A 12,704-nucleotide genomic window follows, 5' to 3' on the forward strand; every position below is an offset into this window, starting at 1 on the left:
AACTAGGCATTCGCTTCTCCATTCTATTATTCGTCTAACACCAGCAGATCCAGGAAAGACAAGGTTTCACTTGGCTTTGAGGATAACGATAAGTGTACTCTCTTCATCTCTTACCATGCTCGTTGTTGCATCTACGCTAGGTGGTTCATTTCCTGCTTCTATATTAGCTGGAGTAGTCAGCTTGCTGACATTGTTTTTAGTGAATGATGAAACGGAAAAGCAAATGAAAATATCTACATTGATTCTCGTTGCTTCAAGTTCAGTTGCTTTAACAATAAGTTCATACTTAAGCGCGATTCCATTCGCGATAGAAAGTTTGTTTTTGATTGTCATTTTTCTAGCATATTACTTACAACAATACGGATTCCGTTATTTTGCAGTGTTCACAGTTTCGTTTTTGTCAATTTACTTTTCGACGTTATTACAATTAACGGTAGACGACCTGCCGTGGTATCTCCTTGGGATTGTAGTAGGTGGAGGATACTCCTATGTGTACAGGTTTTACATCATCATAAACCGACCGAAAATTGAACTAATCAAAAGCGTTCGCTCGTTTCATACACAAACAAATATGACCCTTGATCTTATATTAGAGGCGATTGCGAATCCTGCTGCAAGTCATTCTGTAACTTCACACCTACGTAAAGATATAAAAAAAATCAACGCTTATTCTCAAGAGATTTCAAGAACGCTAAACAACACAGAACCTAAGGATATATGGCCTGGAATCGATGCGGAGCAATTAAGATTTTATATTTTCGATGCGGAAATGCTAATTCAGTCGCTTTATTATGTGATCGATCGGTTAAAAGATTTACATGTTCTAGAGCACTCGACGATAAGGGTCCTTTTATACAAAGTTGTAGAATCGATTAGGGATGCAGAAGTGCTTCGAACTCACGATGTTGTTGGTAATTTGAAGAAAACTGAATCAGTTATTAGCGAACTTAGTTCGATGATAAAAACGATGCGACGAAACCATGAAGTTGATAAAGACTGGCTATGGTTAATTAGAAGGATCGAAGCGATATCAAATCATTTAGTTGAAAGTTCGAGACAGCTAGGGGTGCGAAGAGATACTAACCTCGATATGAATGAAGAAATAACAACAGAAATGAGTCAAGAAAAACCAATTAAGGATGATAAAATTGCAACAAACAAGGCGTTTCAAGCAATTGCAGCTGGGTTCGCTGCGATAGTTGTCGGCTACTTCTTGTCTCCTACTCATCAATACTGGGTCTTGCTATCAACATTTATCGTATTGTTAGGCACGGATACAGTGGGAATGACGTTCCTAAAAGCAACTGAGAGATCGATTGGAACAATATTCGGTGCAATAGCGGGTTTCGGTGTTGCTCTTACTTTATCAGGACAACCTATTATTGAGTTAATCACATTATTTTGCTGTGTTTTCCTTGCGTTTTATTTAATGCCAATCTCATATGGCATCATGATGTTCTGGATGACTATGCTAATTGCAATCATGTATGATTTCATCATGGGTGGAATAACGAGTGAAATTATACTTTCACGTGTAGTTGATACGTTAGTAGGGGCAGCGATTGGCTCTCTAGCTGCTGCATTAATTTATCCGAGAAAAACTAAAGAAAAAGTGGCAATAACCGCAAGTGAATTCCTTGAACAATTGAGAATATATGTATCGGATTACATCCAATCTTATACAGATTCGAAGTCCCATTTTCAATTTGTTAATAAGGCATTTGTGTTGGATGAGAAATTTCAAAGTGTGCTGGTGGATGCGAAACCTTTGAGAAATAGGGTGTCTATCGCACAGAAATCAAATATTGAGCAGTGGATTACTGTGATCACAGCTATTAATTACTACGCTAAGCATCTTCTTGCTTCTTCAAATCGAAATAGCACCGTTCATTCTGAACCAGAATTGGAAGCAGAACTCAATAAAACCTACCATATCATTAATTACAATATCGAAGCGTTATCTAAAGGATTAAGAGGAAATAAGAAAATGATTATGTATAGCTTAGATTCAATTCGTGAGAAAATAGAAAAGATGGATGCCGGTAAACTTAAAGAAAACAGTGAACTCAAAGGACGAATTAACGATCTATATTATGTTTGGAAAATCAACGAATCCTTACTATTACTAAGTAAGAGTTTCGGAATACAAGAAGCAAAGTAAAATGTAACCAGGTCCCCCTGGTTACATTTTTAATAGTGCTAGAAAAAAGATAGCGAGAAGGGCGATGAAGCCCCCGCCAACAACAGAAGTAATCCGATACCTGCCTTCTCTTTCCTTAATATCCATGAACAAGACCATCTGGATGAGCACTTGAATCACTGCAAAGAAAAGAAGTAGATAAGGGAGAACTTTGTTTGAAATCCAATCACTGTTCACAAGATAGAAAGCAATAATAGTCAATACGATCATCGTGACGAACATAACAGAAAGTTTAGTAAGGTGATCGTTCTCTTTCTTCATGCGACTCACACCTTTCCAAGTAGGTAGACTACTGTAAAGATAAAGACCCAGACGACATCTATAAAGTGCCAGTATAAGCTTGCGATAAATAGTTTTGGTGCGGTGTCTTTAGTGATGCCATGAAGCACTAGTTGAATGAGAAGCATTGATATCCATACGATTCCAAAGACCACATGAGCCCCATGGGTGCCAAGAAGCATGTAAAATGCACCAAGAAATGCACTGCTACTAATGGTTGCACCTTCCCCCACATACGCCATGAATTCAATGGCTTCTAGGACCACAAACCCAATCCCCAAACTGATTGTAAGAAGGAACCATATCAGAGTCATACGTTTTTTTTCGTGTTTTAATGTAAATACACCCAATGCGCATGTAAAGCTACTAGACAGTAATACAATTGTACTTATAATGATTTCTGAAAGGTTGAAAAGTTCTTTAGCTCCTGGACCATTAGTAGTTAACTCCTGAACAGATACATAAATACCAAATAAACATCCAAATACCACTACCTCAGCACCAATCAGGAACCAAAAAGCAAGGATATTCATTTGGGCATGTGGATTACTAAATAAGTTTTTTTCAGTAAGAGCTGGCATTAATAATCCACTCCCTTATCGTTATAGATAACTTTCTCTTTCGATATAGAGTAGCCGTTCTTATTTTGGAAAGACCGAATGGCCAAAGTAGTGAAAACGCCAATCATACCGAGAATAGCAATGGACCAGACCTCGAAAACAAAACCAAAGGAAGCAATTAGAAATGCCATCCCCATAATAAAGGGCAATGAACTAGAGGAAGGCATATGGATGTCTTCATAACCACCTTCAAAATCGATGTTTTCCTTTCTATTTTCATAAGCATTCCATAATGGCTCACTGGATGTAACGACGGGAGTCCGGGCAAAATTATATGGGGGTGGGGGACTTGGAATTGTCCATTCTAACGTTCGTCCTCTCTTCTTCCATGGATCGTTGAGATCAACTGTTTTTCCATGGCGAGTAGTGATATAGATGTTCACAATAAAAATAAGTACGCCTATCCCCATCAAAAAAGCGCCACATGTACTAACGAAATTCAGCCATCCAAGTCCTTCTCCTTCTGGATATGTAAAGACTCTTCTTGGCATTCCCATCAATCCCATTATGTGCATCGGAAAGAAAGTGAAATGAAATCCGATTACGAACGTCCAGAAGTTCCACTTTCCAAGCTTCTCGTTTAACATTTTACCGAACATCTTTGGCCACCAATAATAAACGCCTGAAAGGACCCCGAAGATCGTTGCGCCAATAATGACATAGTGAAGGTGAGCTACAACAAAATAACTATCATGGTATTGATAATCAGCTGGTACTGATCCAAGCATCACCCCTGTAACACCACCCATAACGAACGTTACGATGAAACCAAGGGCGTAAAGCATAGGGGTGTCAAATCGAATTCTTCCTCCGCGCATCGTAAATAACCAGTTAAAGATTTTTATGCCGGTAGGGATTGCAATCAACATGGTGGTCAAGGCAAAGAAAACGTTGATATTCGCATTGAGACCAACTGTAAACATGTGATGCACCCATACCATAAATCCTAAGAATCCAATTAAAATAATTGCAAATACCATTGATGTATAGCCAAATAGCTTCTTTTTTGAAAAAGTACTTATAACATCAGAGAAGATTCCGAAAGCAGGTAGCGCAATGATATACACTTCAGGGTGACCAAAAATCCAGAATAGATGTTGCCATATCAATGGGTTCCCTGCCGAACTAGATAAAATGACTGTTCCAAAGAGGCGTTCAAACGTTAAGAGTAGCAACGCTACCGCAAGAGCGGAAAAGGCATAAACGATGAGAACTGATGTAATGAGCATCGACCAGGTAGATAGAGGCATTCTCATAAACTTCATACCTGGAGCCCTCATTTTTAATATCGTAACGATAAAATTGATCGCTCCCATAATGGTCCCAAGACCTGCAACTTGTAGGCCAATCGGATAATAGCTGTTGGAAGGACCAGGAGTAAACTCCTTCAGTGAAAGTGGGGCGTATGTAGTCCATCCAGCATTCGGAGAACCTCCTGCTATGAAGCTTACGTTAATTAAGATTCCACCTGAAATGAATAGCCAAAGGCTTAAAGAATTCATGAAAGGAAAAGCAACGTCTCTAGCCCCGATTTGTAGCGGAACGATCACATTCATCAATCCGATTAGAAGCGGTGTAGCCACAAGAAAAATCATAACCGTACCATGCGTACTTGTTAGTTGATTGAACCGTTCACTCTGAAACACCCAGAACTCATTTTCGGGGAAAGCAAGTTGCATCCTGATTAAAAGAGCTTCTAGTCCTGCTCTAAGGAAAAACAAGAATGAGACAAACAAATACATGATTCCAATCTTCTTATGATCAGTTGAAGTAATCCAATTCCAGAGCCAATCCCACTTATTATATTTTGTAAGTAAGGTGATGGATGCAATCATAATGATCACAAACGATATGTCAGCTAAAATAATATCAGAAGGTAATGTACTAAAATAATGAAAGATGCTATTCATCCGTTTTTCTCACCGTCCTTGGTTTTCTCTATCCATGAGCTGAAGTTGGTTCTGTCTTCGACAACCGTGTCAAACGTCATCAATGCGTGCTTCGCTCCACATAGTTCAGCACACTTCCCGTCATATGTACCTGTTTCAAGGGCAGTGAGCCGTAATGTGTTTTCCTTGCCAGGAAGAGCATCCTTTTTCCCTCCGAGTTGTGGAATCCAAAATGAGTGAATAACATCCTTTGATGATAGCTTGAACGTAATGGGCCTATCTACAGGAAGTCGTAATTCATCAGTAGAAGTAATGCCGTATTCAGGGTAGTAAAATGACCATTGAAACTGTTCCCCAGTCACTTCAATTATCAAGGGCTCTTTGGTGTTGTTATAGGGCACATCAAGCTGATAGGTAGTTGCGAAAGTAGGAACAGCAAGAACGATGATAATAATAAACGGAATGACGATCCAGCTAATTTCAAGCTTTTTATTACCGGCAGTCTGATCTGGAAAATCATCTTCTTCACCTGGTTTTTCACGGTATTTTATTAGAAATCTCACAAAAAGCGTGAAAACGACCACAAGTACGATACTCATCAACAAAAGACTTAACAGGAGAAGGTCCAATTGCTTTTCGCCCGCTGTCCCTTTTGGATTTAAAACCGCGATTGAAGAACAACCTGATAGAAAGAAAGCGATAACAACAGTGGTTAGTACTCGTTTCATGAAGACTCTGCTCTCCTCTCTATATAGAAGACTAACAATTTCCATTACCCAATACCCATTTATTTGAAACAGTGCGTAAACAAAAAGCCACACGAAGAAATAAGTTCGTGTAGCTTTGATTCTTAATGCACTGATTTTCGATACAAATTGTTACTTGCTACTAAAGGCAATTTGGATACCGATTATTCCTATTAAAACGCCTTTGACCATGTTTATTTTTCCAACAATCGCTGAATTTTTTAGGAGAAGACCTTTGATGCTACTAGCGAACAGACTTATCGCTGTGAATATAAGGAAAGCTTGAATGATAAATATTACCCCTAATGTGACCATCTGCAGTGAAGCGTATCCTACATGTTGATTTACAAACTGAGGTAGTAGAGCTAGAAAAAATAAGGACACTTTAGGGTTGAGTATATTCATGATAATGCCTTTTCGATAGAGTGCAATATAAGGTTGGTTGTGTTGGTTTTTCACTAGCGTAGATTGCTTTCTTTCACGAAATGCTTGAAAAGCAAGATAAAGTAAATACGCTGCACCTAAATATTTCACGATTGAAAAAGCAAGTGATGATTGATATAGGAGTGCTGAAATTCCAACAGCTGCTGCAGTGATATGTACAACTAGCCCTGAACATAAGCCTAGAGAAGTGGCTATTCCAGCACGTTTATCCTGAGATATACTTTGAGCAAGGACGAAAAGGTTGTCTGGTCCTGGCATAATCGTTAAAACAACTGCAGCAAACAGAAACGATACTATTACTGATATGTCCATTACATTCTTTCCTTTCTGTTATGGTATTGTTTAAGTATATAAGAGAAAAGTTCTTTCCAAAAGGAGATTCAGGGGAGAGATTTAAATTTATAAAGACCTTTTCAAAGTTGCAGCACCATCTTTAAAAGCAGTAGAATGTAAGTCTTAGCATGATCAATGGTCGCTTGAAGAGTTGTTAGGCCATTATTATTCAACTTCATATGGATTGAAGAGGTATTTAGAAGACAATGTTGATGAATTTGAAGGTGGTATATGGCATGAGTTGTTGAGTCAACATTCAGATGGTCTATTTAAGGAAGAGATAAAAGTGTAAGTACCACTTGGCTATAAATGACAAACCATTTCGTTTAGTGATATAATTCTGACATTTAAAACAATGTGGAGGCTGCTAAATGAAACCGATCTTATTTGATATTCCTCACGAAATCCATACAGACCGTTTGTATATTCGCTGTCCTCTTCCTGGAGATGGTCCTGCTGTTCATAAATCGATTCAAGTGTCGAGGAGAGATTTGAAGCTATGGATGCCTTTTGCAAAAAACGAACAATCCGTTGAAGAAGTAGAAGGAAATATCAGAGAAGCTCATGCTGCATTTCTTAAACGAGAAGACCTCAGGCTACATATTTTCCATAAAGGAACAGGAGATTTCATTGGATCCTCAGGGCTACACAGAATCAATTGGGACGTTAGGAAATTTGAAATAGGTTATTGGATAGACTCGCGGTATTCTGGATTTGGGTATATAACCGAAGCTGTTCGGGGAATTACGGATTATGCGTGTAGAGAATTATATGCGAAGAGAGTAGAGATAAGGTGTGACTCGAAAAATGCCAAGAGCAAGAGAGTCATAGAACGATTAGGTTTTCGGCTTGAAGGTATTTTACGAAATGAGGATGTTTCGATAGATGGCAATGAATTAAGAGATACATGTGTCTATGCAAAGATAAGTGATTGAGGTAAAGTTACCCAATTCATTAAAATAGCAGGAACAAAGCTTTATAATAAAGAAATACCATAAAAGAACTGCAAGGAGGGGACCATTGGTGATTGAACGTGCAAGTGCTGAAGAAAAAGAATACATTCTATCGAATTCTATTCAATCGGTAAATGAAGGGACCACAAACCCTGGAATAATAAAAGAAGATAAAGCAATAGAGATTGTATCTTCTATCCTCGATCGAGGAGGATACCACCTTGTTTATCGTGATGGTGATCAAATAGCGGGATGGGTGCTTATTGGTGAGAATACAGATTATTTCACTGGCATTAAGCATGGTTTTATCTACGATGTATTTGTTTTTCCGGAGTTTCGTGGAAAGGGATATTCGAAGAAACTAGTGCAAGCAAGTATACATGATCTAAAAGAACAAGGATTTGAAGAAATACGTTTAAATGTTTACTCATCGAATTTCGCGAAATATATCTACAAAGATATTGGATTTAAAGAAATGCAGACAATCATGGTCTACAAATAATAGACAGGCTTTAGATCGTAAGCCCCTATGCGAAAGCTAGCATAGGGCTTTTCTAATTTAAATAATTACAAAAATGGTTTTTATCTAGGGGACGAAATCCCTTAGATATCAAGGTTTCTAGCGCTTATCAAACAAGTACTATTAAAAATGCGGAAAAAAGTTTTGAAAAAAGTGATCCATTCTCGCATCCACTCCGTTAGCTAGATGTATAAAAAATTAAGGGGAGTGGATGAAAGATGAAAACGGAAAATAATATGAAGAAAAAAGTAATCGACTGGAAAAAAGGACTATTGATTGTCCCACTAAGTTTTTCACTATTAATGCCGACTGGTGCATTTGCAGATGATCACGGTAGTCATTCGGACAAGCCTTCAGTTGAAACGCCAGCAGCTGACCTTAGAGCTACGCTAGGTCATTTACTTAGTGAACACGCATACCTTGCAGTTGAAACGATGAGAAAAGGAGCTCAAGGCGCTAAAGATTTTGAAGCATCAGCAGGAGCACTTAGCGAAAATACAGAAGCTTTAACAGGTGCTATTTCTTCAGTATACGGTGAAGAAGCAGGAGCACAATTTAACCAAATCTGGAGTGACCACATCGGTTTCTTCGTAGATTATGTTAAAGCAACAGGAAGTGAAAATGAAGAAGCAAAACAGGAAGCACTTGAAAACCTTGAAGGATATAAAGAGGAGTTTTCAAAGTTCCTTGAAACGGCGACTGGTGAACGTCTTGAAGCAGAATCTCTAACAAAAGGTTTACAAATGCATATCAACCAGTTAGTAGGGTCTTTCGATAGTTATGTTGAAGGAGATTATGAGAAAGCTTATGAACAAGAACGTGAAGCGATCGCTCATATGCATGGTGTAGCAAAAGGGTTCTCAAGTGCAATAACTGATCAATTCCCTGAGAAGTTCGATGAAACCAAAGCGGTAACACCTGCTTCAGACCTTCGTGCGACTCTAGGTCACTTGCTTTCAGAGCATGCAGGCTTAGCGATGATGACGATGCAGAATGGTATCGACGGTTCAGAAGACTTTGAAGCGTCAGCAGCTGCTCTAAACAAAAATACAGAAGCTCTTACTGCAGCGATTGCATCTGTTTATGGTGAAGAAGCAGGAATGAAATTTAATGAAATGTGGTCTGGCCATATTGGCAACTTCGTAGAATATGTTCAAGCAACGGGTGCTGAAGATGAAGCAGCTAAGGAAAAAGCATTAGAAGCACTTGATAACTACCGCGCAGACTTCTCAAGCTTTTTAGAAACAGCTACAGAAGGACGTCTTAAATCAGATGCATTAGCTGAAGGTCTACAAATGCACGTGACCCAGTTAATCGGTGCATTCGATAGCTACACAAACGAAGATTACGATGCAGCTTATAATTCAGTGAGAGAAGCATACGCTCATATGTATAAGCCAGCTAAAGGACTTTCAGGAGCATTTGCTGATCAGTTCCCAGACAAATTCGCTATGAGTATGCCAACGGATATGCCTAAAACAGGTATGGGTGGTACTGCAGAACAGCAGCTGCCGATCGAATGGATCTTAGCAGCAGTTCTTGCAACGATGGCAGCTACAGGCGTAGTGGTTAGAAGGAAATTGCAAAAAGATAGCTAATGCCATTTGGCACATATACTTCATTAAACAGCAATAGCCGAAGTGCTATTGCTGTTTTTTAATTTGAAAACCTACTATGTAAGTTGTATTACAACAAAAATTTATTGAACAAGATATAATTATAATAGAAACAGTATTTTGTAAAACATAATTATATTATTGTAAACTAAAAGATTTTATGTACACAGCGGAGGTTTTGGAATGAAATGGAAATTTATAATCGTTATAACTGCTTTAGGAATTCTTACAGCTTGTGGTAATAGTGATGAAAGCGCACCTGAGTCCGAAGAAGTACTTTCAAAAGATTGGACGGAGATTGAGAAAGATGCTGAAGGAACTGAAGTGAATTTATTTATGTGGGGAGGAGATGAAGGGGTCAATCGTTACATCGATGATTGGGCTACCCCTATGCTTAAAGAAACGCATAACATCACATTAAACAGGCAACCGATGAATACAGAGGAGTTTATGCAAAAGCTATTAACAGAGAAAAGAGCAGGAAAGAATAAAGGAACGATCGATATTATTTGGATTAACGGTGCGAATTTCAAGAATGCAAAGAATGCGAATCTTTTATTAGGATCTTTTTCAAATAAATTGCCTAACTTCAAGAAGTATATCGGGAGTGATAATCCTTCGGAAGCGTTTGATCAGGGAACGAAAATAGATGGCATGGAAGCCCCGTGGGGAAGCGTGCAATTTGTGTTTAATTATGACTCAAAAAAGATAGATACCCCGCCTAAAACGTTTGATGAATTGAAATCTTGGATTGCTAAAAATCCAGGTAAATTTACTTATCCTAATGTATCGGACTTCACAGGAAACACATTCGTCAAGCACCTCCTCGTAGCGAGTGCTTCAGATCGTGTCGATGTGATGGCAAAAGAGTTTAATCAAGACTTAGTTGATAAGAGTGGTGAGTATGTGTGGTCGTACTTAAATGAAATAAAACCAAATCTCTGGAGAAGTGGCAAAACGTATCCAGAGTCACTAACAAAGTTGGATACGTTGTATAGCCAGGGGGAAGTATGGATGACGATGGGATTCAACGAGGCTAGAGCGGAAAGCTTAATAAAAGATGGAACATTTCCAGAAAGCACAAAGTCATTCGTTCTTGAAGTTCCTGGCTCAATATCTAATAACCATTATTTAAGCATCCCATTTAATAGCCCTAATCCTGCTGGAGCGATGACAGTTATTAACTTCTTAGAATCTCCTGAAGCACAGATTGCTAAGCTAGACCCAGAAATGTGGGGGGAAGGTATGGTCTTAGACTATGATAAGCTCAAGAAAGAAGATATAAAAAAAATTGAAGCACTAAATCGTGGCGAAAGCGTTCTACCTTCAGAAAAATTAAATGATTCCAAGCTTCCAGATTTAGATACAGGGTATACGGAGTGGATTAATAATGATTGGGCAGACAAGGTTTTTGAGGAATAAGCAGAAAACATGGTTATACTTAGCACCGGCAGTTATCGTTATTTTTTTTCTAGTGGGTTATGGGATGTGGTCGGCCGTGATTCAAAGTATACAAACTGTAGATGGCAAATGGACGATTGGGTTTTATGAGGACCTTTTTAGAAGCGAATCTTTTTTGAGGTCTGTACAGTTTACTTTCTGGATTACGGTTATCTCAACCGCTCTTTCTCTTCTTATCGGTCTTATATTGACCAGAATACTTTATCGCTTATTTCAAAAATCTTCAGTGAAGATTTTGGTGTGGATTCCAATGTTGATTCCTCACTTTGTAGCAGGATATCTTGTCTTCTTGTTTCTATCTCAGAGTGGGTTACTATCTTCATTTCTCTTTCAGTCGGGATTAATAAGTGATCGATCCATGTTTCCTGTACTTGTTCAAGATAATAGGGGGGGAGGGATTGTCTTAACGTATATATGGAAGGAAGTCCCATTTGTCATTCTGATGCTTCTCCCGGTTTACTATGAAATCGATCATCGCTATTCAGAGGTAGTAAGAACGTTAGGTGGTAGTAAATGGGATGAATTTAAAACTGTGGAATGGCCATGGCTTCTCCCAATAGTCTTGGAAGTTGCGATCATCTTATTCGCCTTTGTTTCTACTGCTTTTGAGGTACCATATTTACTAGGTGTTACAAGACCTGAAATGCTTCCTGTTCATGCCTATGATTGGTTTTATAATGGAGATTGGAGTAAGCGACCACTAGCCTTTGCTGCGATGATCATTCCTGGTATCGTGTCACTTTTGCTGGCAGGGATCTCCTTCAAGCTCATTCAAAAACACAGGTTACGCCTAATTAAAGGGAGAGTACGATGAGGTTAAAAGAAATTATTTGGGGGAAGAAAAGAAAGGTGATCGTTCTTATCACCTTGTTCATTTTTGTGTTATTGTTTATCCTCCCTCTCTTTGCAATCGTTGTAAAGAGTTTTGCTGCTGATTGGAAATGGCCGATTCTATTTCCTAACGAATTAGGTTTAGATGGATGGAAGGTTATCTTTTCAGATCCAGCACTAGTTGAATCTCTCATTACAACGGTAAGACTGGGAATAATGGTAGTACTGCTAAACTTGATATTAGCTATGCCGGCAGCAAAAGCATTATCGATATATTCTTTTAAAGGGAAGTTTCTAATCGAGGCATTTTTACTATCACCTATCTTGATACCAGGCATTTTACTCGCTATGGGTTTGCAGTATACGTTGATTCAGTTTGGATTAGCAGATCGACTAAGTGGCGTGTTATTGGTTCATATGATCCCTACTTTGCCTTATTCGATACGCATAATGAGAGCAGGGTATGAACGACTTGGTAAAGGGTTGAGTGAACAAGCGGCAGTGCTAGGCTCAGGTCCAGTAGTCAGTTTTTTTACAGTATCTCTTCCACTCCTGCTCCCAAGCATTAGAAGTTTAATGCTTTTAACATTTGTGATTTCGCTTGGGCAATATGCATTAACAGCAATTATTGGTGGAGGAATTGTAACAACCCTGCCATTATTATACTATCCTTATTTTTCAAGCTCCAATGAAGCAGTTATCGCTGGGTTTTCATTATTATTTGCTTTACTTCCACTCCTATTTGTGGGAGTTGCAGAAATAGCATTAAGAGCGGTCATTCGGGTAGTTAATCGAATTTGAAAGGAAGATTA

At 38.6% G+C, this 12,704-nt stretch carries 12 protein-coding genes; 7 read left to right on the forward strand and 5 right to left on the reverse strand.

Annotated elements, in window-relative coordinates; genetic code table 11:
• The first annotated feature begins 76 nt into the window (after positions 1–76).
• Positions 77–2,161 carry an FUSC family protein gene (locus SJY16_RS08220; protein ID WP_377888662.1) on the forward strand — a complete coding sequence of 695 codons (2,085 nt, stop codon included), beginning with the start codon at positions 77–79 and terminating at the stop codon, positions 2,159–2,161.
• 21 nt (positions 2,162–2,182) lie between these two features.
• Here SJY16_RS08220 and SJY16_RS08225 read toward each other — a convergent pair whose 3' ends face one another.
• From SJY16_RS08225 to SJY16_RS08245, 5 genes are all read right to left on the reverse strand, one after another.
• The gene (locus SJY16_RS08225) at positions 2,183–2,461 is read right to left on the reverse strand and encodes a cytochrome C oxidase subunit IV family protein (RefSeq protein ID WP_377888663.1); all 279 of its coding nucleotides are present in this window, start codon (positions 2,459–2,461) and stop codon (positions 2,183–2,185) included.
• 5 nt (positions 2,462–2,466) lie between these two features.
• Positions 2,467–3,060: a cytochrome c oxidase subunit 3 gene (locus SJY16_RS08230; RefSeq protein ID WP_377888664.1), complete on the reverse strand. Its 594-nt coding sequence runs from the start codon at positions 3,058–3,060 to the stop codon at positions 2,467–2,469.
• Positions 3,060–5,009 carry a cytochrome c oxidase subunit I gene (gene ctaD / locus SJY16_RS08235; RefSeq protein WP_377888665.1) on the reverse strand — a complete coding sequence of 650 codons (1,950 nt, stop codon included), beginning with the start codon at positions 5,007–5,009 and terminating at the stop codon, positions 3,060–3,062. The genes SJY16_RS08230 and ctaD overlap by 1 nt, the downstream gene beginning before the upstream one ends.
• Positions 5,006–5,716 (reverse strand): cytochrome c oxidase subunit II, encoded by a 711-nt coding sequence (coxB, locus tag SJY16_RS08240; RefSeq protein ID WP_377888667.1) that lies wholly within the window; start codon positions 5,714–5,716, stop codon positions 5,006–5,008. The genes ctaD and coxB overlap by 4 nt, the downstream gene beginning before the upstream one ends.
• A gap of 150 nt (positions 5,717–5,866) precedes the next feature.
• Positions 5,867–6,490 (reverse strand): LysE family translocator, encoded by a 624-nt coding sequence (locus tag SJY16_RS08245; RefSeq protein WP_377888668.1) that lies wholly within the window; start codon positions 6,488–6,490, stop codon positions 5,867–5,869.
• Between the two features lie 392 nt (positions 6,491–6,882).
• Here SJY16_RS08245 and SJY16_RS08250 point away from each other — a divergent pair, with 392 nt between their 5' ends.
• From SJY16_RS08250 to SJY16_RS08275, 6 genes are all read left to right on the forward strand, one after another.
• The gene (locus SJY16_RS08250; protein WP_377888669.1) at positions 6,883–7,446 is read left to right on the forward strand and encodes a GNAT family N-acetyltransferase; all 564 of its coding nucleotides are present in this window, start codon (positions 6,883–6,885) and stop codon (positions 7,444–7,446) included.
• Positions 7,447–7,534: 88 nt separating this feature from the next.
• A complete protein-coding gene (locus tag SJY16_RS08255) occupies positions 7,535–7,966 on the forward strand; it encodes a GNAT family N-acetyltransferase (RefSeq protein WP_224878171.1) in 432 nt (143 codons plus the stop codon).
• 269 nt (positions 7,967–8,235) lie between these two features.
• Entirely contained in the window at positions 8,236–9,582 is a 1,347-nt protein-coding gene (locus SJY16_RS08260; RefSeq protein WP_377892130.1) for a copper amine oxidase, read from the forward strand.
• A gap of 201 nt (positions 9,583–9,783) precedes the next feature.
• Positions 9,784–11,022 carry an ABC transporter substrate-binding protein gene (locus SJY16_RS08265; RefSeq protein ID WP_377888671.1) on the forward strand — a complete coding sequence of 413 codons (1,239 nt, stop codon included), beginning with the start codon at positions 9,784–9,786 and terminating at the stop codon, positions 11,020–11,022.
• A gap of 76 nt (positions 11,023–11,098) precedes the next feature.
• Positions 11,099–11,875 carry an ABC transporter permease gene (locus SJY16_RS08270; protein WP_377888673.1) on the forward strand — a complete coding sequence of 259 codons (777 nt, stop codon included), beginning with the start codon at positions 11,099–11,101 and terminating at the stop codon, positions 11,873–11,875.
• A complete protein-coding gene (locus SJY16_RS08275; RefSeq protein WP_377888675.1) occupies positions 11,872–12,693 on the forward strand; it encodes an ABC transporter permease in 822 nt (273 codons plus the stop codon). The genes SJY16_RS08270 and SJY16_RS08275 overlap by 4 nt, the downstream gene beginning before the upstream one ends.
• Positions 12,694–12,704 lie beyond the last annotated feature (11 nt).

The organism is Alkalihalobacillus sp. R86527, from assembly GCF_042466185.1.
GTDB lineage: Bacteria > Bacillota > Bacilli > Bacillales > Guptibacillaceae > Guptibacillus.

Coding starts and splice junctions, on each gene's coding strand:
- SJY16_RS08225 (WP_377888663.1), bottom strand. CDS start 2,461: ATGAAGAAAGAGAACGATCACCTTACTAAACTTTCTGTTATGTTCGTC.
- SJY16_RS08230 (WP_377888664.1), bottom strand. CDS start 3,060: ATGCCAGCTCTTACTGAAAAAAACTTATTTAGTAATCCACATGCCCAA.
- ctaD (WP_377888665.1), bottom strand. CDS start 5,009: ATGAATAGCATCTTTCATTATTTTAGTACATTACCTTCTGATATTATT.
- coxB (WP_377888667.1), bottom strand. CDS start 5,716: ATGAAACGAGTACTAACCACTGTTGTTATCGCTTTCTTTCTATCAGGT.
- SJY16_RS08245 (WP_377888668.1), bottom strand. CDS start 6,490: ATGGACATATCAGTAATAGTATCGTTTCTGTTTGCTGCAGTTGTTTTA.
- SJY16_RS08250 (WP_377888669.1), top strand. CDS start 6,883: ATGAAACCGATCTTATTTGATATTCCTCACGAAATCCATACAGACCGT.
- SJY16_RS08265 (WP_377888671.1), top strand. CDS start 9,784: ATGAAATGGAAATTTATAATCGTTATAACTGCTTTAGGAATTCTTACA.
- SJY16_RS08275 (WP_377888675.1), top strand. CDS start 11,872: ATGAGGTTAAAAGAAATTATTTGGGGGAAGAAAAGAAAGGTGATCGTT.